Below are 24372 nucleotides of genomic sequence, written 5' to 3' on the forward strand. Positions count from 1 at the left end.
GTGTAAAAAAACCGGCGTATGCCGGTTTTTTATTAGTGTCAGATCGTCAAAGCTTGTTCAGCAGCTGCTTAACGTCTTTTGCCTTGTCGCTGTCTTTATGCTTGTCCAGCCAGTCATTGAGTCGACGCTTCCCCTCATCCTGCAGCTGCTTGCGCAAAACCTGATCGACCTGCAGACTGTAATTCAGCTGCTGCCACGGTCCGTAAACGCGTAGCGGTATTGCCGTTGTTTTCAGGGCATCAATCAGCTTGCTGTTGCTGCCTTGCCAGCCGCCGATGACTTTAATCGCAAAGTTGGTGTCGCAGACCTCTTTCACCAGATCCATTGTGCCGTTTCCGGTCAGGGACAGTACGCTGGACTCCCCCACCATATCACTCAGCGCCAGGATACCGCTATCCAGCGATGCGGCCGTCGAGAAGTGGTCAAGTACGGTCGCATTGTCGAGGTTTTGCTGCGCATCCACCCCGTCGTTGCTTCGGCTTACCGCCTGCTGGATTAACTGCTGGAAATTCATGCCCTGCAGCCGGGAATGTGCCAGCTCAAGCTGTGCATCCCCTTGCCAGCTGCGGCGGAAATCTTCCGCATTCAGGCGGGTACCGCTGAAATCACCGCGCAGAGAGAACTGGCCGGTAAGCGCAATCGGGTAATCAAAGGCAGTGAGAATACTGCCTATCTCAATATTTTTAACCTGTGGCTGGAAGGCAAGCTTAGGCGTCTGGCCGCTGGCGTCAAGCACGCCCGGCAGCGACAACGTCCCCTGCCCCAGCTTGCCGCTGAGCTGCTTAATGCTGAGTTTTCCATCCTGATTAACCAACGCGGACTGAACCTCACTGAACCCCAGCCCACGCCAGCGAACTTCTCCCGCATCGATGTTCACCGCAGCATTAAAATCGCGCAGGCTATGGTAATTCGTCTCGCCGCTATCTTCGGCAATAATCGGGCCTGGACGGCTTGTCTGTTGGGCCTGTTGCGCCTGTTGGTTAACCGCGCCGTTTCCGGTCGAAGGGTTGGCAATCAGTTTGTCGAGGTTAAGCAGGCGGGAGTGCAGATTCGCTGTCCACTGCGGTTTGTCCTGCAGCAGGACGCTAAAATCGCCCTGTAAATCACTGTCGTTCGCCGTGAGCTGTAGCTGGCTGAGCGAGAGTTGATTATCCGTGCTTCGCCATTCCAGAAGCATTGAGCCAGCCCCGTTAATCCCCGTTGCCGGAAGATCCGCGCCCTGCAGCTGGTAATCTATCTGGCTCAGCTTCGCTGTGACCTGCGGTGGGTAATCGTTGAGATCGACATCCGCCGTTAAAGACAGGGCTAAATCTCGCTGATCCCGATTAATGCGGCTGCTGAACTCAATGTGCGCCTGGTGCTTATCATCCTGCTCCATCTGCAGGTTAATATTCCGCACCGTAATCTGCTCATCATTGATATGCTGGAAAACCAGGACGCTGTCCACCACCTTCAGCTTAGACACATCAAATGACCAGCCGTGCCCGGTATCCGGGTCGCTGACGGTGCCTTTCGGCCCTACCGGCGCATTTTTTGAGCGCTGCGCCTCGGCCTGCGGCGTAAGCTGAATGACCGCGCTTTTCAGCATCACCTGGCGAACCTGCAACTGGTGTGAAAGCAGCGGAATCAACGCAACATCCAGGCGCATATTTTCAGCGCTCACCATCGGCTGGCTGGCGCCCGGCGCGGTCAATGACATACGGCCAGATAAAATACTTAGCTGTGGCCAGACGTGCCAGCGCAGCGGGCCTTCCAGCTCAAGGCTGTAGCCGCTGCGGGCTTCGACCTGACGAACCATATAACCACGGAAGTCGTTAGGGTTAACCAACAACACGAGTGAGGTCAGGCCGGCAATCAGCACGACCAGCAGAATCATCAACGTGGTTAAAAGTCGTCTCATAGCCTTCTCCATTTCACTCGCCACAGGACGAGCAATACGCAACGATTTAGTCTTTATCGATACGGCTTGCTACCGCACCCTGTTGATCGCGGTATTTAGCATCCTGCCGGCGGTTATAAGGGCGAGCAGCAGGGCCGGAAAGCGGCTCAAAGCTGAGTGCGCCAATCATCATGCCGGGGCGCAGCGCCAGCGGTAACTTACCGGAATTGTAGAACTCAAGAACGATACAACCGTGCCAGCCCGGATCGATTCGGTGAGCGGTCACGTGCACCATCAGCCCCAGACGTGCTAACGAGGAGCGGCCATCCAGCCAGCCTACCAGGTCGTCCGGTAGCGTGACGGACTCAAGCGTCACCGCCAGTGCCAGCTCACCCGGATGCAAAAAGAACGCCTCGCCTTCATCCAGCACAATTTCATCACTCATGACGCGCTCAAGCGCTTCGCTGACTTCGTCCTTCGGACCGCTGAGATCGATAAAAGGTGCCGTATGGCCGCTAAAGGTACGGAATTTATTTCCCAGACGAACGTCCACCGTTGCGCCACTAATGCGTTCAACCGGCGGACGTGGGGTAATCGCTAAACGGCCGTCATCCAGCCAGGCTTCGATATCACGATCGCAAAGACGCATCGCAGATTCTCCTTATCAATCTCAGTTTTACACACACTGCCACAGAGAGCCGACGATAGCCAATTAGCAATGGATGAGGGATTCAACGTAAAGGCGAGCGCCTTACGCCCGCTCGCAGACCGCCACTATTCAAAGAACTGACTGATTTTGGCTTTCAGAATATCGATGGCAATACGGTTTTTACCGCCGCGTGGCACGATAATGTCGGCATACTGCTTGGAAGGCTCAATAAACTGCAGGAACATCGGACGTACCGTTTTCTGATACTGTGCCATCACCGAATCCATTGAACGACCGCGTTCGTTAACATCACGCTTCATACGGCGCATCAGGCAGATGTCCAGCGGCGTATCAACGAAGATAGAGAAGTTCATTTCCTGGCGAAGGCGCGCATCGGTCAGCAACAGAATACCTTCCAGGATGATAACCTTCTTCGGTACCAGATGAATGGTCTGGTTGGTACGGGTGTGCTCAACGTAGCTGTACACCGGCAGTTCAATAGCGTGGCCTGATTTCAGCGTCTGCAGATGCTGGAAAAGCAGGTTGTGATCCATTGCGCTGGGGTGGTCGTAGTTGGTTTTTACACGCTCTTCCATCGACAGATGGCTTTGATCTTTGTAATAACTGTCTTCTGGAATAACACCAATGTGTTCATCGCCGACTTGTTCGCGCAGTTCACGATACAACGTGCTGGCAATGAGGCTTTTCCCTGAAGCCGATGCGCCGGCTATCCCGATGATGACGCATTGATGAGACTGATCGGTCATATTATTTACGGCCTGAATACTAAAAGTGATGGAAGGACGACGCGGAAGCGTCAAACGCCGCAATTATAGGGACAACCGCCGTTTGATACCAGTCTCTTACCCGCCGCAATAGCGAAATTACGCTCCGGGCGCGCAATCGCACGGCGGGGGAATGGCGGGAGGAGCGTGTAAAGCTGTCGATTAAGGTGGAATAATTTAATTACGTGATTTGACTACGCAATTTCTGACGCTCTGTAGGTAAATTCTGACAACCGAGCATAGGAATTGTAAATTGTTTGTACTAGCATAAACCGATTCTTTATTTATATGCATCCGGGCATTGCTCCTGGCGGCAGTGTCTAAGCGGATTTGCGGTAATGATTAAAAAAAACAGACAAACAGAAGCCGCCCTCCATTCACAGATACTGCTTGTTGGGTTGGGATTACTCAGCTTTGTTTTTACCCTCTATTCCATGGAGCTGACCCTCAAGGGAACCGATCTGGTCCCTATTTGGTTTACCACCGCAGTCACGATGGCGGCGTTTTTCCGTAATCCTCTTCGCCGGTGGCCACTGATTGCGTTAGCCTGCGCGTTGGGCAGCATTGCGGCAAGTTCCTTCCTGTATCCCTTCAGCTTGCTGAACCTTACCCTGACCGCGATTAACCTGTTCGAAGCGCTGCTGGGTGCCTTACTATTGCGCCGTTTTTTACCACAGCAAAATCCGTTACAGAATCTTAACAACTGGACATGCCTGGCCCTTTGCAGTGCCGCGATTCCGCCGTTGGCAGGGGGGCTGCTGGTTACGTTGTTGCCGGTACCGGTTGACTCATCGACCCTGAAAACTTTCTTGATTTGGGCTCTCTCTGAATCCATTGGTGCGCTGGCGCTGATGCCTGCTGGCCTGCTATTTAAACCTTATTATTTACTGCGCCACCGCAAAGCTTCATTACTGTTTGAAACGGTGGCAACGTTTGCCATGACGCTGGCGCTGAGCTACTTCTCGCTCATTTATCTGCCCTGGCCATTCACGTTTATTATTGTCATTCTGATGTGGAGCGCGATTCGGCTGCCCCGCCTGGAAGCCTTTATTATCTTCCTTGCAACGCTGATGATGGTTTCCGCCATGATAGCCATTGGCAAGCTTCCGCTTTCAACCCCTCACCCTCGCGTGCTGGAATATGCGCCGTGGCTGCCGTTCCTGCTGATTTTGCTGCCGGCGAACGTCATAACGATGGTCATGTATTCTTCTCGCAAAGAGCGTAAACACATCACCGAGAGCGAAACGCGTTTTCGCAATGCAATGGAATACTCCGCGATCGGTATGGCACTGGTGTCTACCGAAGGTAAGTGGCTGCAGGTGAATAAATCACTGTGTAAGTTCCTCGGCTACTCCGGTGAAGAATTGAGCAACCTGACCTTCCAGCAAATTACCTGGCCTGAGGATTTGAACCTCGACCTCCAGCATCTAAGCAAGCTGTCCTCTGGCAGAATCAATAGCTACTCAATGGAGAAACGCTATTACACCAGCGCGGGCAACGTGGTGTGGGCCATGCTAACGGTCTCCGTGGTACGTCATACCGACGGCAGCCCGCTCTATTACATCGCCCAGATTGAAGACATTAACGACCTGAAGCATACCGAATGGGTTAACAAACGGCTGATGGAGCGCATTACGCTCGCCAACGAAGCCGGTGGGATCGGCATCTGGGAGTGGGATCTGACCAACGATATCATCAGCTGGGATAAACGTATGTTCGAGCTATACGACATTCCTCCGCACACCAAACCAACCTACCCTCTATGGCTGGAAAGGCTGGTGAAAGAGGATCTGGCGCACGCCGAAGCGGTCATCCGCGAGTCGTTAAAAAATCGCCTCCCCTTCAAGCTTGAATTCCGTATCCACGTTAAAGACGGCATACGCCATATTCGTTCCCTGGCCAACCGCGTGCTGAATAAGAACGGCGACGTGGAAAGGCTGCTGGGCATTAATATGGACATGACCGAGGTTAAGCAGCTAAACGAGGCGCTGTACCAGGAAAAAGAGCGGCTGCACATCACCCTGGACTCCATCGGTGAAGCGGTGATCTGTACCGACGTTGACATGAACATCACCTTTATGAACCCGGTCGCCGAAAAGCTGAGCGGCTGGGCGCAGGAAGACGCAATCGGTCAACATATCCTGGCAATTTTGCGCATCACCTTTGGCGACAACGGTCCGGTGATGGAAAATATCCACAGCGGTGACTTCGCACGCACCGCCATTGAACAGGACGTTGTATTGCACTGCCGTAATGGCGGCAGCTACGACATCCACTACACCATTACGCCGCTGACAACGCTCGACGGCCAGAGTATTGGCTCGGTGCTGGTTATCCAGGATGTGACGGAATCACGTAAAATGCTCAAGCAGTTGAGCTATAGCGCCTCGCACGATGGCCTGACTCACCTGGCAAACCGGGTGAGTTTTGAGAGTCACCTGAAGCGTATGCTGCAGGGCGCGATTGAGCAGCGCCAGCATCATGCGCTGGTGTTTATCGATCTCGACCGCTTTAAAGCCGTGAATGACTCTGCTGGCCATGCCGCAGGCGATGCCCTGCTGCGGGAGCTTGCGGCCATGATGCTGAGCATGCTGCGAACCGGTGATTTCCTTGCCCGCCTCGGCGGCGACGAATTCGGTTTGCTGCTGCCGGATTGCTCCACCGAAAACGCCCGCTACATTTCTGAACGCATTATTCGCAGCATCAATGACTACCACTTCATGTGGGACGGCCGCCTGCACCGTATCGGTGCCAGCGCGGGGATCACCCATATTGACGGGGATAACGCGATCGCCTCGGAAGTGCTTTCCCAGGCCGATATTGCCTGCTATGCCTCTAAAAATAACGGCCGTGGTCAGGTAACGGTATATGAACCGCACCGCCATTACATGGAACAGGGGCGCGACACCATGCCGCTTGATGAGCAGTGGCACGTGATCAACGATAACCCTATCCTGATGATAGCTATGGCGATAGCCCCGCCGAGGATCCCGGAATCCACCTGTTTTTATCTGCTCAGCCTGCGCTTCTGGGGGAGCGAAGGCGACGTTATCAATGAACCGACCTTCCGTGCCGGGCTTGCTGACCCGGCACTTCACCATGCGCTGGATCGCCGCATCTTTAGCGAATTCTTTGATAAATATGCCGCCCAGGTCGCGATGAAAGGATTTGGCGTCGCGCTGCCCGTTTCTGGCGCCGGGTTAATCAGCGACACTTTCGTCAATGAATTGCTCGACTGGCTTGCCTCCAGCCACATGCCTGCACGCCTGCTGCATCTGACCATCCAAAGCGATGACCTGCTCACCGAGCCACAGCGTGTTTATGCCAACCTGAAGCGGCTACGTAAGGCTGGCTGTCGGATGGTATTGAGTCACGTGGGGCGCGATCTGGAGCTGTTTAATACTCTGAGCCATCATCTGTTTGACTACGTCATGCTGGATCCTGACCTGATCCTCAACGTTCACTGCAATCTGATGGATGAAATGATGGTCACGATTGTTCATGGCCACGCCCAGCGTATGGCGCTACAAACCATCGCCGGCCCGGCAGATATGCCGCTGGTCATGGATACCCTGTCCGGCATCGGATTGGATCTTATCTATGGTGAAACCATCGTTCAGCCACAGCCGCTGGAGCTGCTGCTGAACAACAGCTATTTCGGGATTAACTGACCGGAGCCCAGTCCTCGCTGTACCAAATATGCAACAGCGCATAAGAGCGCCATGGCTGCCAGCGTTCGGCATAGCGGCGGATTTGTGCGGGGGTCATGTCAGGAAAGCGCCGCTTAATCAGGTAGTCATCCGGTAGAAAAACATCGCTGGCCTGCCAGCCGCGCAGGGCAAAGTAGTTCGCCGTCCAGCGCCCAATGCCCGGTAGCGCAATCAAGGTTTTTACCCCCTGCTCTACATCATCCGGCTGCTGCAGCGGAAACTTTCCTTTCATCACTTCTCCGGCCAGATGCACGATAGCCTCCGCCCGTTTAAGCTACATCCCCAGAGACTTCAGCCGGTGGATATCGCCGTTCGCCAGCGTCCCGGCATCCGGGAAAAGATACCAGCCGTCTTGCCCCTCAAGCTTCGTGCCGAAGGTGCTTGCTACTTTACCGGTCAGCTTTGCCGCCATCGACACGCTAACCAACTGCCCAAGAATCGCCCGGATGGCCTGCTCAAAGGGATCCATACATCCAGGCAGGCGCAAGCCCGGCCTTGCTGCCGCCAGCGCCCCCAGACTGCTCAGAACCTGCCGTGGATCGCGGTCCAGGTCGAGTAAGTTTTTCACGCGCTGCAAAACCGCCTCTGCCACAGGCAGCAGCCCGTCGCTTAGCGTCACGTTCAGGCAGAGCTTCTCTTCGTCCGGCTCGAGCGTCACCAGCCCGGCATGTTTACCCAGAGCAAAACTACGCTGATAGCGGCTCCCGGCGACAACTTCCACGCCCTCCACGGCACGCCCCTGTAAAAAACCAAGGATCCACGGCCAGTCATAAGGCGGTTGATAGTTAAGGATGAACATAAATAATCCTGAAGATAATGAGGGCATTAGGCGGACAACGTTGCGCATTTAGCATACCGCTAAATACAGATTTCTGCCTTGCTTTGATATTCAGTTGCCCAAGACCCGCCATTCCGCTAAAGTCGCCCCCCTTCTCACTGGCATGGGGATAATAGACGAAAATGAAAATCGGTTTTGACTACGGTACGGCGAACTGTTCTGTCGCCATTATGCGCGACGGAAAGCCACAGCTGTTGGAGATGGAAAACGGCTCATCGCTGCTGCCGTCTATGCTTTGTGCGCCAACGCGTGAAGCGGTAAGCGAGTGGCTTTTTCGCCATCACGAAGTCCCGGCGACGGGCAGTGAAACTCAGGCGCTGCTGCGCCGCGCGGTGAGCTATAACCGTGAAGAGGATATTGACGTCCTGCCGGGCAGTGTGAAGTTCGGTTTGAACTCGCTTAGCCAGTATATGGAAGATCCCGAGGAAGTTTACTTCGTCAAATCACCGAAGTCCTTCCTGGGTGCCACCGGTCTGAAGCCGCAGCAGGTCGCACTGTTTGAAGATCTGGTCTGCGCCATGATGCTGCACATTCGCAAGCAGGCAGAAAGCCAGCTTACTGAGACTATCGATCAGGCGGTGATCGGCCGACCGATTAACTTCCAGGGGCTGGGCGGCGAAGACGCTAACCAACAGGCTCAGGGCATTCTGGAGCGGGCAGCGCATCGCGCAGGCTTCCGTGACGTGATATTCCAGTTTGAACCTGTTGCCGCGGGGCTTGATTTTGAAGCCACTCTGCAGGAAGAAAAACAGGTGCTGGTTGTCGATATTGGTGGCGGTACTACCGACTGTTCGGTGCTACTGATGGGGCCAGAGTGGCATCAGCGTCGCGATCGGGAGCAAAGCCTGCTCGGCCACAGCGGCTGCCGCGTTGGCGGTAACGACCTGGATATTATGCTGGCCTTCAAACAGCTGGCACCGCTGCTCGGTATGGGCGGCCAGACGGAGAAAGGCATCGCGCTGCCGGTATTACCCTGGTGGAACGCGGTGGCGATTAACGATGTCCCGGCGCAGAACGATTTTTACAGCACGGCTAACGGGCGCTCGCTTAATGAGCTGGTGCGCGACGCGCGTGAGCCTGAAAAAGTGGCTTACCTGCAAAAAGTCTGGCGCCAGCGCCTCAGCTACCGTCTTGTCCGCGCGGCGGAAGAGAGCAAAATTGCGCTTTCCAGCAGCCAACAGGTCGCGACTATGCTGCCGTTTATCGCCAAAGAAGTGGGCTGTGACATCAGCCAGCCAGCGTTAGAAACCGCCATCAGCCAGCCTCTGCAGCGCATTCTTGAGCAGGTTACGCTGGCAATGGAAAACAGCAACGCTAAGCCTGAGGTTATCTACCTTACCGGCGGTAGCGCTCGTTCCCCGCTGCTGCGTCACGCTCTTGCGCAGCAATTGCCCAATATCCCGATTGCCGGGGGCGATGATTTCGGCTCGGTAACTCAGGGGCTCGCACGCTGGTCGGACGTTGTCTTCCGTTAATAACGCCTCAGAACTCGTCGTTAAACCGCAGGCCCCCTGCGGTTTTTTATTTCTGAAAATGCCAGCCCCTTCAGAGAAGGCAAGATGCAACGAAGTTTCGTCGCCCAATCTTCATAATAAAAACGTCATCATCACTAATATAATTTGGCCATGAAAACATCACTTACCTGCTATATGTTGCTAATCTGACAGTACTTCATATTTCCTCCATCATTGCGGGGCTATCCGTTACTAAACTAGTGACATTACGCCTAAATCGTTTCAGGAAGAGAACACGTCATATTATGAAAGGCACGCATACTTCTCGCTGGTTGTGGATTGCAGCATTTATTCTGGTGGTAATTGCCGCCGCCTGGTTCTGGCGAAGCCATAATTCCTCCCCGGAGAACCAGCCACAGGCGAAAGCTGGCCAGACGCAAGCCCAGGGCGGCCGTCGCGGGATGCGAGGCGGTGCGCTGGCCCCGGTCCAGGCCGCAACTGCAACCAGTGAAGCCGTGCCGCATTACTTAACCGGCCTTGGTACCATCACCGCGGCCAATACCGTGACCGTGCGCAGCCGCGTTGACGGGCAGCTGCTTGCTATTCATTTCCAGGAAGGTCAGCAGGTAAAAGCCGGTGACCTACTGGCTGAAATCGACCCTAGCCAGTTCAACGTTGCCCTGGCGCAGGCGCAGGGGCAGCTCGCAAAGGATCAGGCAACGCTTGCTAACGCCCGTCGTGACTTAACGCGCTACCAACAGCTGATAAAAACAAACTTAGTTTCCCGCCAGGATCTGGACACCCAGCAGTCGCTGGTTGAATCCTCGCTCGGCACGGTTAAGGCCGATGAAGCAAGCGTGGCCAGCGCCCAGCTGCAGCTAAACTGGAGCCGCGTTACCGCGCCAATTGACGGCCGCGTTGGCCTGAAGCAGGTCGATATTGGCAACCAGATTTCCACCGGCGACACCAACGGTATTGTCGTGCTGACGCAAACGCATCCGATTGACCTGGTCTTCACCCTGCCGGAAAACGACATCGCCACGGTGATTAAAGCGCAGAAGGCGGGTGAAACGCTGAGCGTTGAAGCCTGGGATCGCACCAACACCACAAAACTTAGCGCCGGCAAACTGCTTAGCCTCGATAACCAAATCGATACCACCACCGGCACCATCAAGCTCAAAGCCCGTTTTGATAATCAGGATGATGCCCTGTTCCCGAATCAGTTTGTGAACGCCCGCATGCTGGTCGATACCCAGCAAAATGCGGTCGTGATCCCTGCTGGCGCGCTGCAAATGGGTAACGAAGGCCACTTCGTCTGGGTGTTGAACGCCGAGAATAAGGTCAGCAAACACCTGGTTACGCCAGGGATTCAGGACAGTCAGAAAGTGGTCATTACCGCCGGGGTTTCCGCTGGCGATCGCGTAGTTACCGACGGTATTGACCGCCTCACCGAAGGTGCGCAGGTTGAAGTGGTGGAGCCGCACAACGCGGCTGCCGATAATGTGAAACCTGCTGCACAAACGAAATCCGGCCACAAACGTAATGGAGCAAGCTCCTGATGCAGGTGTTACCTCCAGTCGCAACGGGCGGCCCTTCCCGCCTGTTTATTCTGCGCCCGGTCGCTACCACGTTATTGATGGTGGCGATTCTGCTGGCGGGGATTATTGGCTACCGCTTTCTCCCCGTTTCAGCGCTGCCGGAAGTAGACTATCCGACTATTCAGGTCGTCACTCTCTACCCGGGTGCGAGCCCGGATGTGATTACCTCGGCAATCACGGCGCCGCTCGAGCGCCAGTTTGGGCAAATGTCCGGCCTGAAGCAGATGTCATCGCAAAGCGCCGGTGGCGCGTCTGTCATCACCCTACAGTTCCAGCTCACGCTGGCGCTCGACGTTGCCGAGCAGGAAGTGCAGGCGGCAATTAACGCCGCCACAAACCTTCTGCCAACCGACCTGCCAAACCCACCTGTTTACAGCAAAGTTAACCCGGCGGATCCGCCCATCATGACGCTCGCCGTCACTTCAAGCGCCCTGCCGATGACGCAGGTTGAAGATATGGTGGAAACACGCGTGGCGCAGAAAATTTCCCAGGTGTCCGGCGTGGGCCTGGTCACGCTCGCGGGCGGCCAGCGTCCTGCCGTTCGCGTTAAGCTGAACGCGCCTGCGATTGCCGCGCTTGGCCTGACCAGCGAAACCATTCGCACCGCCATTACCAGCGCCAACGTTAACTCGGCAAAAGGCAGCCTTGACGGCCCGGAACGCGCGGTCACGCTCTCCGCCAACGATCAGATGAAATCGGCCCAGGAGTACCGCGATTTAATCATCGCTTACCAGAACGGCGCGCCTATTCGCCTGGGCGATATCGCCACCGTCGAGCAAGGAGCAGAAAACAGCTGGCTTGGCGCGTGGGCGAACAAGCAGCAGGCCATCGTGATGAACGTTCAGCGCCAGCCTGGCGCGAACATCATCGACACGGCGGACAGTATCCGCCAGATGCTGCCGACGCTGACCCAAAGCCTGCCGAAGTCGGTTGAAGTGAAGCTGCTGAGCGACCGCACCACCAACATTCGCGCTTCCGTTACGGACACCCAGCATGAGCTGATGCTCGCCATCGCGCTGGTGGTAATGATCATCTATCTGTTCCTGCGTAATGTCCCGGCAACCATCATTCCTGCCGTCGCCGTGCCGCTGTCGCTGGTCGGCACGTTTGCGGTGATGGTCTTTCTCGATTTCTCCATCAACAACCTGACGCTGATGGCGCTGACCATCGCCACCGGGTTCGTGGTGGATGACGCCATCGTGGTTATCGAGAATATCTCGCGCTACATCGAAAAAGGCGAGAAGCCGATGGCCGCGGCGCTAAAAGGCGCAGGTGAAATAGGTTTTACCATTATCTCCCTCACCTTCTCGCTGATTGCCGTGCTAATCCCGCTGCTGTTTATGGGCGATATCGTGGGGCGTCTGTTCCGCGAGTTTGCGGTCACGCTGGCGATTTCCATTTTGATCTCCGCCGTAGTTTCGCTGACGCTCACCCCGATGATGTGCGCGAGGATGCTAAGCCACGAGTCGCTGCGTAAGCAAAACCGCTTCTCACGCGCCAGCGAGAAGATGTTTGATAACATCATTGCCGCCTATGGTCGCCTGCTGAGCAAAGTGCTTAACCATCCGTGGCTGACGCTTGGCGTGGCCTTTGGCACGCTGGCATTGACCGTGGTGCTGTGGATATTTATTCCCAAAGGCTTCTTCCCGATTCAGGATAACGGCATTATTCAGGGCACCCTGCAGGCGCCGCAGTCCGTCTCCTTTGCCAGTATGGCCCAGCGCCAGCAGCAGGTGGCGGACGTGATCCTGAAGGATCCGGCGGTGGAAAGCCTGACCTCGTTTGTCGGCGTCGACGGCACCAACCCTTCGCTGAACAGCGCCCGCCTACAAATTAACCTTAAGCCGCTGAGCGAGCGTGACGACCGAATCCCGGTGGTTATCGACCGCCTGCAGCAAAATGTCGCCGGCGTACCGGGCGTGCAGCTCTATCTGCAGCCGATTCAGGATCTGACCATCGACACCACGGTGAGCCGCACCCAGTATCAGTTCACCTTACAGGCAACGTCCCTGGACGAGTTAAGTACCTGGGTTCCGCAGTTAGAGAACAAACTCAAAGCGCTGCCGCAGCTCTCTGACGTCAGCAGCGACTGGCAGGACCAGGGGCTGATGGCCTACGTCAACGTCGACCGCGACAGCGCCAGCCGCCTCGGCATCACCATGTCGGCGGTGGACAGCGCGCTGTATAACGCCTTCGGCCAGCGCCTGATCTCAACCATTTACACCCAGGCAAACCAGTACCGCGTCGTGCTTGAGCATGACATCAGCACCACGCCGGGGCTGAGCGCGCTAGACAACATTCGCCTGACCAGCAGCGACGGCGGCAGCATTCCGCTCAGCTCGATCGCAAAGGTGGAGCAACGGTTCGCCCCGCTGTCCATCAACCATCTTGATCAGTTCCCGTCCACCACGTTCTCCTTTAACGTGCCGGAAGGGCAGTCGCTGGGCGACGCCGTGAACGCCATTACCTCGGCGGAAAAAGCGCTGGAGATGCCGTCTGATATCACTACTCAGTTCCAGGGCAGCACCCTCGCCTTCCAGGCCGCGTTGGGCAGCACCATCTGGCTGATTATTGCCTCGGTCGTGGCGATGTATATCGTGCTTGGCGTGCTATATGAGAGCTTTATTCATCCGGTTACGATCCTGTCGACGCTGCCCACGGCGGGCGTTGGGGCACTGCTTGCGCTGATGCTGGCGGGGGCCGAACTGGACGTTATCGCGATAATCGGCATCATTTTGCTTATCGGTATCGTGAAGAAAAACGCGATCATGATGATCGACTTCGCCCTGGCCGCCGAGCGCGAACAGGGCATGGCGCCTTACGAGGCCATCTATCAAGCCTGCCTGCTGCGCTTCCGCCCGATTTTGATGACCACGCTTGCCGCGCTGCTGGGCGCGCTGCCGCTGATGCTTTCAACCGGGGTTGGCGCAGAGCTTCGCCGCCCGCTGGGCATCGGCATGGTCGGCGGTCTGCTGGTAAGCCAGGTACTGACGCTGTTCACCACGCCGGTGATTTATCTGCTGTTCGACCGTCTGTCGCACTACACGCGCCGTCGCTTTGGCAGACAGCATGAGGAGGCGTAAGTGAAGTTCTTTGCCCTCTTCATTTACCGCCCGGTGGCGACGATTTTATTGACCGTCGCCATTACGCTGTGCGGCGTGCTGGGCTTTCGCCTGCTGCCGGTTGCGCCGCTGCCGCAGGTAGACTTCCCGGTCATTATGGTCAGCGCCTCGCTGCCGGGCGCTTCGCCGGAAACCATGGCGTCGTCCGTGGCTACGCCGCTGGAGCGCTCGCTGAGCCGCATTGCCGGGGTCAACGAAATGACCTCGTCCAGCTCGCTGGGCAGCACCCGCATTATTCTGGAGTTTAATTTTGACCGCGACATCAACGGGGCCGCGCGCGACGTACAGGCGGCAATAAATGCCGCCCAAAGCCTGCTGCCAAGCGGTATGCCGGGGCGCCCCACCTACCGCAAAGCCAACCCGTCCGATGCGCCAATCATGATCCTGACGCTCACCTCCGACACGCTGTCGCAGGGTGAGCTGTACGATTTCGCCTCTACCCAGCTGGCGCAAACCGTGTCGCAGATTGACGGCGTGGGCGATGTTGACGTCGGCGGGAGTTCGCTCCCGGCGGTACGCGTTGACCTCAATCCGCAGGCGCTGTTTAACCAGGGCGTGTCGCTTGACGCCGTCCGCACCGCCATCAGCAACGCCAACGTTCGCCGCCCTCAGGGCGCGGTAGAAGACGACACGCGTCGCTGGCAAATTCAGACCAACGATGAGCTGAAAAAAGCGGCGGAATACATGCCGCTTATCGTGCATTACAACAACGGCTCGGCGGTGCGGCTGAAGGATGTCGCTAACGTCACCGACAGCGTGCAGGACGTGCGTAACGCCGGGATGACCAACGCTAAACCGGCCATTTTGCTGATGATCCGCAAATCGCAGGAAGCGAACATCATCGAAACCGTGGATCGCATTCGCGCCAAAATTCCTGAATTAAGAGAGACCATTCCGGCTTCCATTGACCTCCAGGTGGCTCAGGACCGTTCACCGACCATTCGCGCCTCGCTGGAAGAAGTTGAGCAGTCGCTGGTAATCTCCGTTTCACTGGTTATCCTGGTGGTCTTCCTGTTCCTCCGTTCAGGACGAGCCACCTTTATTCCCGCAGTGGCGGTGCCGGTTTCGCTGATCGGCACCTTTGCCGCCATGTACCTGTGCGGCTTCAGCCTGAATAACCTGTCGCTGATGGCGCTGACCATTGCCACCGGCTTCGTCGTCGATGACGCCATCGTGGTGCTGGAGAACATTTCACGCCACCTTGAAGCGGGCATAAAACCAATGCAGGCGGCGCTGCAGGGCGTGCGCGAGGTCGGCTTTACCGTGCTGTCCATGAGCCTGTCGCTGGTCGCGGTCTTCCTGCCGCTGCTGCTGATGGGCGGGCTGCCGGGGCGCTTATTCCGCGAATTTGCGGTCACGCTTTCGGTGGCTATCGGCATTTCGCTGGTGGTGTCGCTCACGCTAACCCCGATGATGTGCGGCTGGCTGCTGAAAAACCGGCCACCGGAAAAAAGAAACAAAAACCGGGGATTTGGCCGCCTTTTGATTGCCATGCAGGGCGGCTACGCGCGCTCGCTGAAATGGGTGCTAAACCATACGCGGCTGGTGGGCGTGGTGCTGTTAGGCACGATTGCGCTGAGCATTTGGCTCTATATCGCCATTCCAAAAACCTTCTTCCCGGAGCAGGATACCGGCAGGCTGATGGGCAATATTCAGGCCGATCAGAGCATCTCTTTCCAGGCGATGCGCGGCAAGCTGCAAGACTTTATGAAAATCATTCGTGAAGATCCGGCGGTAGACAACGTTACCGGCTTTACCGGCGGCTCCAGGGTTAACAGCGGCATGATGTTTATCTCCCTCAAACCGCTGAGTGAACGCAGCGAAACCGCCCAGCAGGTTATAGGTAGGCTGCGTGGCAAGCTGGCGAAAGAGCCAGGGGCCAACCTCTACCTGATGGCGGTGCAGGATATTCGCGTCGGCGGTCGTCAGGCCAACGCCAGCTATCAGTACACTTTACTTTCGGATGATTTAAGCGCCCTGCGCGAGTGGGAGCCAAAAATCCGTAAAGCGCTGGCGGCGCTGCCCGAGCTGGCGGACGTTAACTCCGACCAGCAGGACAATGGCTCGGAAATGGACCTGATTTACGACCGCGAAACCATGGCCCGGCTGGGTATCAGCGTCTCGGATGCCAATAACCTGCTCAACAATGCCTTTGGTCAGCGCCAAATTTCCACCATCTACCAGCCATTAAACCAGTACAAAGTGGTGATGGAGGTGGATCCGCGCTACACCCAGGACATCAGTGCGCTTAACCAGATGTTCGTGATTAACGGCGAAGGCAAATCCATTCCCCTGTCCTACTTTGCCAAATGGCAGCCGGCAAACGCGCCGCTGTCGGTCAACCATCAGGGGCTGTCCGCCGCGTCGACCATCTCGTTCAACCTGCCGGACGGGGTTTCGCTTTCCGAAGCCAGTGACGCCATCGACAGGACGATGACGTCGCTGGGCGTGCCGTCCACCGTACGCGGCAGCTACGCCGGGACGGCACAGGTGTTCCAGCAGACCATGAACTCGCAGGTGATCCTGATCCTGGCGGCGATTGCCACGGTGTATATCGTGCTCGGCATGCTGTATGAAAGCTACGTTCATCCGCTGACCATCCTCTCGACGCTGCCTTCCGCAGGCGTTGGGGCACTGCTGGCGCTGGAACTTTTCAGCGCCCCCTTCAGCCTGATTGCGCTAATCGGTATCATGCTGCTGATTGGCATCGTGAAGAAAAACGCCATCATGATGGTGGACTTCGCGATAGAGGCGCAGCGTAAGGGCGAATTAACGCCGGAAGAGGCTATTTTCCAGGCCTGCCTGCTGCGCTTCCGCCCGATTATGATGACCACGCTGGCCGCGCTGTTTGGGGCGTTACCGCTGGTGCTGACCAGCGGCGACGGCGCAGAGTTGCGCCAGCCGTTGGGGATAACCATCGTCGGTGGACTGGTGGTGAGCCAGCTGCTGACGCTCTACACCACGCCGGTGGTTTACCTGTTCTTCGATCGACTGAGATTGCGCTTTAGCCGCAAGCCCCGTGAAAGTAAGGCTCTGTCCGTATGACTGATTTGCCCACCGCCGTCCGCTGGCAGTTATGGATTGTCGCTTTTGGCTTCTTTATGCAGGCGCTGGACACCACGATTGTTAACACCGCCCTCCCCTCGATGGCGCATAGCCTGGGCGTAAGCCCGCTGCATATGCACTCGGTGGTGGTGGCCTACGTTTTAACGGTCGCGGTGATGCTTCCGGCGAGCGGCTGGCTGGCGGACAGGGTGGGCGTGCGCAATATCTTCTTCACCGCGATTATTCTTTTCACCCTGGGCTCCCTGTTTTGCTCTAACGCCTCCACGCTTAACGAGCTGGTGCTGGCACGTGTGGTTCAGGGGGTTGGCGGCGCAATGATGGTGCCGGTGGGGCGGTTGACGGTGATGAAAATCGTACCGCGGGCGCAGTACATGGCGGCGATGACCTTCGTGACAATTCCGGGCCAGGTTGGCCCGCTACTCGGCCCCGCGCTCGGCGGCGTGCTGGTGGAGTACGCCTCATGGCACTGGATTTTCCTGATCAATATTCCAGTCGGCATCGTCGGGGCGATTGCCACCCTGTGGCTGATGCCGAACTACACCATGCAAACCCGCCGCTTTGATATCTCCGGCTTCCTGATGCTGGCGTTCGGCATGGCGGCGCTGACGATTGCCCTCGACGGTCAAAAGGGCCTGGGCATTTCCAGCGAAATGCTCGGGCTGCTGATCCTCGGCGGCGTTATCGCCATCCTGCTTTACCTGTGGCATGCGCGAGGCAACGAAAACGCGCTGTTCAATCTCAATCTGTTTAACACCAAAACGTTTTCACTCGGCCTGCTGGGCAGCCTGTGTGGGCGAATCGGCAGCGGCATGCTGCCCTTTATGACGCCGGTGTTTTTGCAGATAGGGCTGGGTTTCTCGCCGTTCCACGCCGGGCTGATGATGGTCCCGATGGTGCTCGGCAGCATGGGCATGAAGCGTATTGTCGTGCAGGTGGTTAACCGCTTCGGCTACCGCAACGTACTGGTCGCCGCCACGCTCGGCCTGGCGCTGATCACGCTGATGTTTATGGCCACCGCCCTGATGGGCTGGTTCTGGCTACCGCCGGTGGTGCTGTTTGTGCAGGGCATGGTCAACTCTATGCGCTTCTCTTCCATGAATACCCTGACGCTAAAAGATCTGCCGGATGACCTCGCCAGCGGCGGCAACAGCATGTTGTCGATGGTCATGCAGCTTTCAATGAGTATCGGCGTCACCGTAGCCGGGCTGCTGCTGGGCATGTTCGGCCACCAACAGCTTCCGGTGGGCGGCGAACAGGCCCACGGCATCTTTATGTATACCTATTTCTGCATGGCGCTGGTGATTGCGCTCCCGGCGCTGCTGTTTGCCCGCGTCCCAAATGACCGTTCGGAAAATGCGGTGATTAGCCGTCGCAAAAGGAGCGAAACATGAAACTCTGGCGCTCCGGTATTACCGGTAAGTTATTTTTAGCGATTTTCTCTACCTGCCTGCTGGTGCTGGCCATCATGCACTGGGGCGTGAGGTTAAGCTTTGAACGCGGCTTCATCGACTACATCAAGCGCGGTAATACCCAGCGTATTGAGATGCTGAGTGATGCCCTGGGCGAACAGTATGCGCTGCATGGAAACTGGCGCTTCCTGCGGCACAACGATAGGTTTGTATTTCAGATTTTACGTTCGTTTGAGCGCGACGGTGATGAGGCACACGGCATGCCCCCCCAGGGTTGGCGCACCAAGTTTTGGGTGGTCGATCAAAACTCTCAGGTACTGGTTGGCCCACGAGAGAAACTCCCCCACGACGGGATGCGCAAAGCGATTAACGTCAACGGCCAGGACGTTGGCTGGGTGATAGCCTCCCCCGTTGAGAGACTTACGCGCAACACCGATATTAACTTCGATCGCCAGCAGCGGCGCACCAGCTGGATAATCGTCGCGCTCTCCAGCCTGCTCGCGGCGGCGGCCACCTTCCTGCTCGCCCGTGGCCTGCTGGCACCGGTAAAACGCCTGGTTGAGGGGACACACAAACTTGCCGCGGGCGATTTCACCACCCGGGTTGCGGTCGGTAGCCAGGACGAACTGGGGCGACTTGCCCAGGACTTTAATCAGCTCGCCAGTACGCTGGAAAAAAACCATAAAATGCGCCGGGCTTACATGGCGGATATCTCCCACGAGCTGCGAACGCCGCTGGCGGTTCTGCGCGGTGAGCTGGAAGCGATTCAGGACGGCGTACGTCAATTTACCCCTGATTCCGTGACCTCGTTGCAAATGGAGGTCGCTACCCTGACCAAGCTGGTCGACGACCTGCACCAGCTTTCCATGTCGGACGAAGGCGCGCTTGCCTACCAGAAAAAATCGCTGGATATTATTACCCTGCTTGAGGTCGTTGCCGGAGCCTTCCGCTCTCGCTTTGATTCACGCGGCCTGACAATACGCCTCGCGCTGCCGGACACCGCCATGATTTTTGGTGACGGAGATCGCCTGATGCAGCTATTCAACAACCTGCTGGAAAACAGCCTTCGCTACACCGACAGCGGCGGTCAGCTGGTAATCGGCGGTAAAATCGTAAACCAGCAGTTTGTGATGAGCTTTGACGACAGCGGGCCCGGCGTCTCGGACGAGCAGCTCAGCCAGCTGTTTGACCGCTTCTACCGTGCAGAAGGCTCCCGTAACCGCGCCAGCGGTGGCTCCGGGCTTGGCCTGTCTATCTGCCAGAATATCGTGACCGCTCACGGCGGAACGCTAACCGCAGATCATTCGCGTTTTGGCGGGGTTAGCATTACAGTTGAACTGCCTCTGGAAACAGAAACATCGAGGACACTATGACCGAGCTACCGATTGACGAAAACACGCCGCGCATCCTGATCGTGGAAGATGAACCCAAGCTTGGGCAATTGCTCATCGACTACCTCCGCGCGGCCAGCTATGCTCCAGTCCTGCTGACCCACGGCAATGAGGTGCTACCGTTTGTTCGCCAGACACTGCCGGAGCTTATTCTGCTGGACCTGATGCTCCCCGGTACCGACGGGCTGACGCTGTGTAAAGAAATCCGCCGCTTCTCCGAAGTGCCGATTGTAATGGTCACGGCAAAGATAGAGGAGATAGACCGTCTGCTGGGGCTGGAAATTGGCGCAGATGACTACATTTGTAAACCTTACAGCCCGCGTGAAGTGGTGGCCCGCGTCAAAACCATTTTGCGCCGCTGTAAGCGCCAGGTCGCTATCTCCTCAGGCTCGGAAGAGAGCGCGCTGGTCATTGATGAAGGCCGCTTCCAGGCCATCTGGCGCGATAAGCTGCTGGATCTTACTCCCGCGGAGTTTCGCCTGCTCAAAACCCTTTCTCACGAACCGGGAAAAGTGTTTTCTCGCGAAATGCTGCTGAACCACCTGTATGACGATTACCGCGTTGTCACCGACCGCACTATCGACAGCCACATTAAAAACCTGCGCCGCAAGCTTGAGGCACTGGATGCCGATCAGTCGTTTATTCGTGCCGTTTACGGGGTGGGTTACCGCTGGGAAGCCGATGCTGGCCGGGTGATTTAAAATCTGTACCACGAGAGAGTGCTTTTTTCATTTAATCAGCTATCTTTCCGTCAGTTATTGGTATCAGTTTAAGGAGAAGCTGTGTTCACATTTATTTTCTGGTTGGCCGTAGTAGTGACACTCGGCGTACTTTATATCTGCTTTGTCCCTACGGGGAAATCTCCCATTACCGGGCTGTGGTCAACCCTGCCGAACAGGCAGGAATACATGCGAGCCCACCCGGCTGAGGTCACCCCCAACGGGAGACCTCAGTGTTTCCACTGCCATTCGCCAGAAACGCTGGACGTTGGGCTGGCCAGATTTACTGATTTCCGCCGCACCATTATTTGCAGCAAATGCAAGCGCCAGCTCTGGCGAGAGCAAGATTAAACTTCACCGGCACGCAAAAGGCCGCTTGCCGCTCTCGCCTGAATCCGCAAGAAGGTTTACTCCCCTGCCCCGCAGCGCTACAATTCCCGCCCTTAAATTGTGGTATTCCACTCGACTTTAACCGTTTCACCAGGTGGAGCGGTTCTGACCTGATATCAGAACGAGAATTTCATGTTTAAACCGGAACTCCTTTCCCCGGCGGGAACGCTGAAAAACATGCGTTACGCTTTCGCCTACGGCGCGGATGCCGTTTACGCGGGCCAGCCTCGCTACTCTTTGCGCGTGCGCAATAACGAATTCAACCACGAAAACCTCCAGCTCGGGATCAATGAAGCCCATGCGCTGGGTAAAAAATTCTACGTGGTTGTGAATATTGCCCCGCACAATGCCAAGCTAAAAACCTTCATTCGTGACCTCAAACCGGTCATTGATATGGGCCCGGACGCGCTGATCATGTCAGACCCGGGGCTGATTATGATGGTACGTGAAGCGTTCCCGGAGATGGATATTCATCTCTCCGTGCAGGCTAACGCCGTCAACTGGGCCACCGTGAAATTCTGGAAGCAAATGGGCCTGACGCGCGTGATCCTTTCCCGCGAGCTTTCGCTGGAAGAAATCGCCGAAATCCGCGAGCAGGTTCCTGAGATGGAGCTAGAGATCTTCGTTCACGGCGCGCTGTGCATGGCTTACTCCGGCCGCTGCCTGCTGTCCGGCTATATCAACAAACGCGATCCTAACCAGGGAACCTGCACCAACGCCTGCCGCTGGGAATATAAGGTTCAGGAAGGCAAAGAGGACGACATCGGCAATATCGTTCACGTGCACGAGCCTATTCCGGTGCAAAACGTTGAACCTACGCTGGGCGTCGGTGCCCCAACGGACAAAGTGTTTATGGTGGAAGAAGCCAAACGTCCTGGCGAGTACATGACCGCCTTTGAAGACGAGCACGGCACCTACATCATGAACTCGAAAGATCTACGCGCCATCGAGCACGTAGAGCGCCTGACCAAAATGGGCGTCCACTCGCTGAAAATCGAAGGCCGCACTAAGTCCTATTACTACTGCGCGCGCACCGCGCAGGTCTATCGCCGCGCCATTGATGATGCCGCTGCGGGCAAACCGTTTGACCCTACGCTGCTGCAAACGCTGGAAGGCCTGGCTCACCGTGGTTATACCGAAGGTTTCCTGCGTCGTCATACCCACGATAGCCATCAGAATTATGAATACGGCCACTCTATCTCCGAGAGCCAGCAGTTTGTGGGCGAGTTTACCGGCGAACGTCGCGGCGATCTGGCCGCAGTGGCGGTGAAAAACAAATTCCTGCTGGGCGACAGCCTGGAAATGATGACCCCGCAGGGCAACATCACCTTTACGCTGGAAAAACTGGAAAACGGCAAAGCCGAGCCGATAGAGGTTGCTCCGGGCGACGGTCATACCGTATGGATGCCTGTGCCACAGGAAATAGCGCTGGATTATGCTCTGCTAATGCGCAATCTGGCTGGTCAGACAACCCGAAAACCGCATGCTAACTAGTTAATTAGGGTTATTTTTTCGCGCTAAGACCATTCTTAGAAACCGATCACATACCGTTACACAAGATAACGTTATTATCCGCGAGCTGAAAAACATAACCCATAAATGCTAGCTGTACCAGGAACCACCTCCTTGGCCTGCGCAATCTCCCTTGCGCAGGCTTTCTTTTTTCCGCTGATTCAGCCAGTTCTTACTTCCCCGCCCCCGCTTTGCTCTACACTTTGATAATGCTCATTTTTCTGAGGTAAGTCATGGAGACATCCCCGCTTTCATTTTTGATACTTAACGGCAAGGGCGCCGGCCATCCGCTGCTGCGTGAGGCCGTTCATACCCTGCGCGAAGAAGGTTACACGCTGCATATCCGCGTGACCTGGGAAAAAGGAGACGCAGAACGCTACATAGCGGAAGCCTTGAGCCTGGGTGTGGATACCGTGGTGGCGGGCGGCGGGGACGGGACAATTAATGAAATTGCTACCTGCCTTGCAAAACTCCCTCCTGCCAGCCGCCCGGCGCTGGGCATTTTACCGCTTGGTACAGCCAACGACTTTGCCACCAGCGCGGGGATTCCGGAAGATTTCGAAAAAGCGCTGCGTCTGGCGCTGTTCGCTAAGGCTGCCAATATCGATCTGGTGAAGGTGAACGATGATGCCTTTTTCATCAATATGGCCACCGGCGGGTTTGGCACACGCATCACCACCGAAACGCCGGAAAAACTCAAAGCCGCGCTCGGCGGCGTCTCTTACTTTATCCACGGGCTGATGCGCATGGATATGCTGAAGCCGGATCGCTGCGATATTCGCGGAGAAGGTTTTAGCTGGCAGGGGGATGCGCTGGTGATTGGGATCGGTAATGGTCGCCAGGCAGGCGGCGGGCAACAGCTTTGCCCGGAAGCGCTGATTAATGACGGGTTGCTTGAGCTGCGGATTTTTACCGGTGAAGATCTGCTTCCAGCGCTGCTAACTACCCTGACGAACCCGGGTGAAAACCCGAATGTCACTGAAGGAAAATCGGCGTGGTTTGAGATTTCTGCTCCGCACGATATTACTTTTAACCTGGACGGCGAACCGCTGAGCGGACGGCATTTCCGGATTGAAATCCACCCCAATGCGCTGGCCTGTCGTTTGCCACCTAATTGCCCGCTGTTGGGGTAAGCTACAACGTTGCGGCTTGTTTATCCCCTCACCCTCTGAGGGGATAAACAATATCTGCTACTTTACTCCCTCTGTGCTCTCTAATAGCCACATTTTCCCTTCAAATCTTCCGGGAGATATCTTTCACTCCGCAGTTATTCCGTTCACCCGTAGGTCTGTTTTCCCTGCACGTTCAGAGCACGGTGAACGTGTCAGGTGGCATTACGCCATGCCCCCTGACGACCCCTGGCGCCCGGCAAGCTCATCGCCGCTAAAGCGATAACCCCCCGGCCATCACCCAAACATTCGGGGTCGTTCGCGATTCGTTCCCGACGATCGCTCTCTTTCGCTGCTCCCGGCAGCTCAACCCCGTCTGAGTTGGGTCATAACCGGGGGCGATGAGAGCCGGGATCAAGGGCGTGGCTGTGGGACTTGCAGCGCCTATGACGTTCAGCGTGGCTGCGGATTTGAAGCGAGGCACGGTTCCGGCTTAAATCGCCTCCGTTTTCTCTCCGACTGGCCAGGGTCCGGGCCTCGGGAACGGCCGGAGGCTGAGAGCGTCGGGAACGCATCTCAGCCGACCCAGGACTGGGAGACAAAACGGAGGTCTGCCGCTTCAGCGATCGATTTATTTCGCCGGGAGTCTGGGGTCTCGGGGGAATGACGGTGATTCTCCCGAGACGTTCACCGATTCGGTGGTGACATGTGAAGCAGGACTGGAGGTGAACGGAACTTTAG

The 24372-nt window shown here is 56.5% G+C and carries 14 protein-coding genes and 1 pseudogene; 11 read left to right on the forward strand and 4 right to left on the reverse strand.

What is annotated here, in order from left to right; translation table 11 throughout:
* Positions 1–46 precede the first annotated feature (46 nt).
* From asmA to udk, 3 genes are all read right to left on the reverse strand, one after another.
* Positions 47–1900, reverse strand: a complete 1854-nt coding sequence (gene asmA, locus VGM55_RS16200) for an outer membrane assembly protein AsmA (protein ID WP_154187991.1) — start codon at positions 1898–1900, stop codon at positions 47–49.
* A gap of 46 nt (positions 1901–1946) precedes the next feature.
* On the reverse strand, positions 1947–2528 hold the full coding sequence (gene dcd / locus VGM55_RS16205; protein ID WP_154187992.1) for a dCTP deaminase: 582 nt from the start codon (positions 2526–2528) through the stop codon (positions 1947–1949).
* A gap of 125 nt (positions 2529–2653) precedes the next feature.
* The gene (gene udk, locus VGM55_RS16210) at positions 2654–3295 is read right to left on the reverse strand and encodes a uridine kinase (RefSeq protein WP_154187993.1); all 642 of its coding nucleotides are present in this window, start codon (positions 3293–3295) and stop codon (positions 2654–2656) included.
* 356 nt (positions 3296–3651) lie between these two features.
* Between udk and VGM55_RS16215 the strand changes: the two genes are divergently transcribed.
* On the forward strand, positions 3652–6984 hold the full coding sequence (locus tag VGM55_RS16215) for a diguanylate cyclase (RefSeq protein ID WP_331636024.1): 3333 nt from the start codon (positions 3652–3654) through the stop codon (positions 6982–6984).
* Here the strand turns inward: VGM55_RS16215 and alkA are convergent.
* Positions 6977–7822 (reverse strand): annotated as a pseudogene (gene alkA / locus VGM55_RS16220) (DNA-3-methyladenine glycosylase 2). The gene VGM55_RS16215 and the pseudogene alkA sit on opposite strands and share 8 nt — an antisense overlap.
* A gap of 161 nt (positions 7823–7983) precedes the next feature.
* Between alkA and yegD the strand changes: the two are divergent.
* The 10 genes from yegD to yegS all read left to right on the forward strand — a co-directional run bounded on the left by yegD (position 7984) and on the right by yegS (position 23655).
* Positions 7984–9336 carry a molecular chaperone gene (yegD, locus tag VGM55_RS16225; RefSeq protein WP_331636025.1) on the forward strand — a complete coding sequence of 451 codons (1353 nt, stop codon included), beginning with the start codon at positions 7984–7986 and terminating at the stop codon, positions 9334–9336.
* Positions 9337–9620: 284 nt separating this feature from the next.
* Positions 9621–10874 carry an MdtA/MuxA family multidrug efflux RND transporter periplasmic adaptor subunit gene (locus VGM55_RS16230; protein WP_331636026.1) on the forward strand — a complete coding sequence of 418 codons (1254 nt, stop codon included), beginning with the start codon at positions 9621–9623 and terminating at the stop codon, positions 10872–10874.
* Positions 10874–13996 carry an MdtB/MuxB family multidrug efflux RND transporter permease subunit gene (locus VGM55_RS16235; protein ID WP_331636027.1) on the forward strand — a complete coding sequence of 1041 codons (3123 nt, stop codon included), beginning with the start codon at positions 10874–10876 and terminating at the stop codon, positions 13994–13996. Before VGM55_RS16230 ends, VGM55_RS16235 begins: the two co-directional genes overlap by 1 nt.
* Positions 13997–17080 carry a multidrug efflux RND transporter permease subunit MdtC gene (gene mdtC / locus VGM55_RS16240; protein WP_331636028.1) on the forward strand — a complete coding sequence of 1028 codons (3084 nt, stop codon included), beginning with the start codon at positions 13997–13999 and terminating at the stop codon, positions 17078–17080.
* On the forward strand, positions 17077–18492 hold the full coding sequence (locus VGM55_RS16245) for an MFS transporter (protein ID WP_331636029.1): 1416 nt from the start codon (positions 17077–17079) through the stop codon (positions 18490–18492). Before mdtC ends, VGM55_RS16245 begins: the two co-directional genes overlap by 4 nt.
* On the forward strand, positions 18489–19883 hold the full coding sequence (gene baeS / locus VGM55_RS16250) for a two-component system sensor histidine kinase BaeS (RefSeq protein ID WP_154188000.1): 1395 nt from the start codon (positions 18489–18491) through the stop codon (positions 19881–19883). Before VGM55_RS16245 ends, baeS begins: the two co-directional genes overlap by 4 nt.
* The gene (gene baeR / locus VGM55_RS16255) at positions 19880–20602 is read left to right on the forward strand and encodes a two-component system response regulator BaeR (RefSeq protein ID WP_331636030.1); all 723 of its coding nucleotides are present in this window, start codon (positions 19880–19882) and stop codon (positions 20600–20602) included. The genes baeS and baeR overlap by 4 nt, the downstream gene beginning before the upstream one ends.
* Positions 20603–20683: 81 nt before the next feature.
* Complete coding sequence (locus VGM55_RS16260) at positions 20684–20971, forward strand: hypothetical protein (RefSeq protein WP_154188002.1); 288 nt, start codon at positions 20684–20686, stop codon at positions 20969–20971.
* A gap of 171 nt (positions 20972–21142) precedes the next feature.
* On the forward strand, positions 21143–22504 hold the full coding sequence (gene yegQ / locus VGM55_RS16265) for a tRNA 5-hydroxyuridine modification protein YegQ (protein ID WP_154188003.1): 1362 nt from the start codon (positions 21143–21145) through the stop codon (positions 22502–22504).
* Between the two features lie 251 nt (positions 22505–22755).
* Complete coding sequence (yegS, locus tag VGM55_RS16270) at positions 22756–23655, forward strand: lipid kinase YegS (protein WP_154188004.1); 900 nt, start codon at positions 22756–22758, stop codon at positions 23653–23655.
* The last annotated feature ends 717 nt before the right edge of the window (positions 23656–24372 follow it).

Source organism: Cedecea sp., assembly GCF_036500665.1.
Classification (GTDB): Bacteria; Pseudomonadota; Gammaproteobacteria; order Enterobacterales; family Enterobacteriaceae; genus Cedecea.